Annotated in this window: 4 protein-coding genes; all 4 read right to left on the bottom strand. The window is 42.9% G+C overall.

All coding sequences use genetic code 11. The annotated features are described in order from the left end of the window. Positions 1-342, bottom strand: a 342-nt coding sequence (locus WEIDD23_RS12650; protein WP_207644194.1) for a helix-turn-helix domain-containing protein, incomplete at its 3' end; no start/stop codon positions are given. A 227-nt stretch (positions 343-569) separates the two neighbouring features. Next, complete coding sequence (locus WEIDD23_RS00450) at positions 570-965, bottom strand: LPXTG cell wall anchor domain-containing protein (RefSeq protein WP_062358624.1); 396 nt, start codon at positions 963-965, stop codon at positions 570-572. A 2-nt stretch (positions 966-967) separates the two neighbouring features. Further along, entirely contained in the window at positions 968-2014 is a 1047-nt protein-coding gene (locus WEIDD23_RS00445) for a WxLIP family cell surface protein (RefSeq protein WP_062358622.1), read from the bottom strand. 59 nt (positions 2015-2073) lie between these two features. Then, on the bottom strand, positions 2074-2802 hold the full coding sequence (locus WEIDD23_RS00440) for a WxL domain-containing protein (protein ID WP_062358621.1): 729 nt from the start codon (positions 2800-2802) through the stop codon (positions 2074-2076). Between the last annotated feature and the right edge of the window lie 298 nt (positions 2803-3100).

The raw sequence follows: 3100 nt of genomic DNA, 5'->3' as shown, positions 1-3100 counted from the left end.
AATTGTCCGTTCATTACCGACAATCTTGTAATCCTTGCTAATTGATAACCCAATGGTTTCCAACTTCCGATTTAAGTCATTTTTCATTTGCTGAATCGTGTTCTTACTGGACGCATACCGTTGGGCGATTCCCTCATTCGAGGTGACTCGTTCAAAGAAAATGTCGATCAAAATACTCACCGCTAACGACCGTTTAAACAAATACGCCATTAAATCTGTATACTGCACCTTTTGCAAATTCGCGATATTAAGAATATTGCCTTCTGACAGCAACACGCCACTATAAAGCGCCGTCATACTATGATAAATATCACTGACATCCGTTAAGACCCGATTAACCATATACGGCGTCCAACCTGTCTGGCTCATGACATCATTTAAACCAATATACGTGTTGTCAGCTTTCCAAATAATTTTGAACAGCTGCAACGGTTGCTGTAGTTGTTTCTCTAAAACCCACTCCTTGTCATCCCCGAAAGTTTATTACATATAAATATCTATATATTCGATTAATATGTTAAAACTAATGCGAAATTTAATTACACGGTGTTTTTCACGGAATAAAAATTTTAATTTTCATCTAAATGCTTGTCTTGCCAAATTGTGTAACCGAGCCAGCCAGTAACACCTAATAGTATGCCACCCAATATCGTGACCCATTTCTGCGGATTTAACCCGGTATCAGGCAACTGATCCTCAGCCACAACCACTATTGGTGCCGAGTCTTCTTCATCAGCAGTCTCACTAATGTCATTCGCCGATTGCGCTGGTTTTTGACGACTACCATTCTCCGTTGTCGCCTGATCAGCTTGATCATGATGGTGTGCCGGCTCACTGAGTGGTTTGACCGCAACTGTCGCATCCGAATGCTGATAGGTTTCCGAGAATACATAATGGTTACACATAAAAACCGTTAAAATCGACAACCCAATTAGAAAAAGAATGATCATTCCTTTATTCTTCATAGCTAATCTTCCTTCGTTAGTTGACGCGCAAATCTTTTCTCTTGTTCTCGCTTCAGCCGCTTATAAATAATGACCGCAATCATAATGATCAACAACAGTACCAAAATACCGATAATCACATATGATAGCCATGGATTATAGTGTTGATTCATAACGAAAGACCCGGCCACGCCAACCTTAAAGTTTTTGTCAAATTGCCAATGTTGCCCATTTGCGGCCGTAATCGTTGCGTGGTAATGATAGCTGCCGGGTTTGATTTTGTGTACATGCCAATTATTAGCGTAGTTAAACGCTGAATTTGGTGCGACACTCATACCAGTATCAGCTGTCTTTCCCATCACTTGACCAGTTTGTCGATTAGTAATTTTGGCATGCAGGGTCATATCACTAATGATGGCCGGTTTATCATTTTTATAGACGGTCTTAATCTTAATGTCATTGCCAACGATTTTAGGTTGTATCTTACCCAGCGTTAACTTCGGCACAGCTGTCTGATCAGACTCCTTCAAGACAACGCCCATGGCATAGGCAAACTTATTTTTAACTGAGACCCCTTTCTTTGCAAAGGGTGATGCTTGGTCATCACTCTTCACCAGTACCCCACCGACAACAATCCCATCGAAGGCCTTACCGGGCACCTTGATTGGCATCTCGACCATGGTAATTTCACCAGCCGGTACAGTCACGACCTGTTTCCGATCACGTTTCGCGACCAGCCTGCGAAAATCCACCTGGCGAGACTTATTTTTAGGTACCGTCACATGATCCAATGCCATCGTTCCAGCATCGTTGGTGTAGGCCGTAGTCGGTTGCACAATCAGTTTTTGGGTCTCGTGAGAAAGATTCGCAATCTTTAGTTTTAGCGTTTCCGCCTGGCCTGGTTGCACTTTCAAGTCAAAAATGCCGTTTGCGGTAATTTGATTGTCGGGATATACCGGCGAAATACCAATATTCGATGTTGCCGCCGCGCTGACTGGGCCGCCGCTTAGTGCTACTGTCACTAATCCGGCACCAATCACACTCCCAAAAAAGTGCTTACCAATCTTCATTTTTCATTCCTCTCAACGAAAAAGGAGCCCCTTGCAAGGCTCCAAAAACAGTATCGTTTTTAGTTTACTGATGCATCAGGAGTCGCATTCAACGTCCACGTAATTGGTGCTGAGTACTTACCTTCTGGCACATTAGCGCCCATATCTAGGGCAGCGTCTTTAGCCTTGCTGTAATAAACTGTTGTGCTACCGTAGCCCGTACCTTGTGCTGATTGCATCACTCGGTGTTGTGTGTTGTCGCCTGACATCAACTTAGGTTGGTAAATCGCTGGCATGTGACCATCTGTGTTCTTTCCACTAGTTTGGTTCAAGTGAATTGCCCAATCCTTTGAAGAAGTTAACGTGGCACCATCAGTTGATGAAAAATCACCCAATGTGGCCGTCAATTGCCAAGGCATCGTCGTTGTTTCGGCAGCCATTGGCGTCTTATTATCATCGTTTGACGCTGCAGCCGTACGTGAATCAGTCACCTTTAACAAGCCTGAATCGTTACCATTGTCATCAATCAAACCGGCGTTATTAATCAAAGGCAAGTTTTCGTTAGCTGTCTTTGTTTGTGCGGCCATCCCAAAATTCATGTCTGGCACAGCATCTAGAGTCAAGTAACCTTGCTCAACTTGCACAATCGCATCTGAAACCCCTGATACAGACCCGCTTGCGCTGTTTTCTGTTGTGCTAGTTGCTGCAGGCAACGTTACGTTGTCATCACTAACTGCCATTGCTGGCATCCCAATCCCCACCATCGTTGCCAACACGGCAACACTACTTAGAAGTGACTTCGTCTTCATTACTCATACCTCATGAAAAATATTTTATTTTCACATCCCTGTGAACATTTACTATTATTAGGTAGTTCAACCTTATGAGCGGTCAAAACATTTTGCTATTTCAAAATTTAAGGTTCACCGGCAACACACTGAGCAGAAAAAAATAAGTTTCCCCTTTTTAAACGGCTCTATACTTTCTGGTGTTGGTGGAAGAAATTCCATCAACACCTTTTTGTGTTTAATTCTTAATTGCAAAAAGAAAAACACCAGTTTCCTGATGTAGACTAAAGTCGCCAAACCAAATCTAAAGGAACTGATG

It is taken from the genome of Weissella sp. DD23 (assembly GCF_001579105.1).
Taxonomy (GTDB): Bacteria; Bacillota; Bacilli; order Lactobacillales; family Lactobacillaceae; genus Weissella; species Weissella cibaria.
This window is presented reverse-complemented; position numbering and strand designations above follow the sequence as displayed.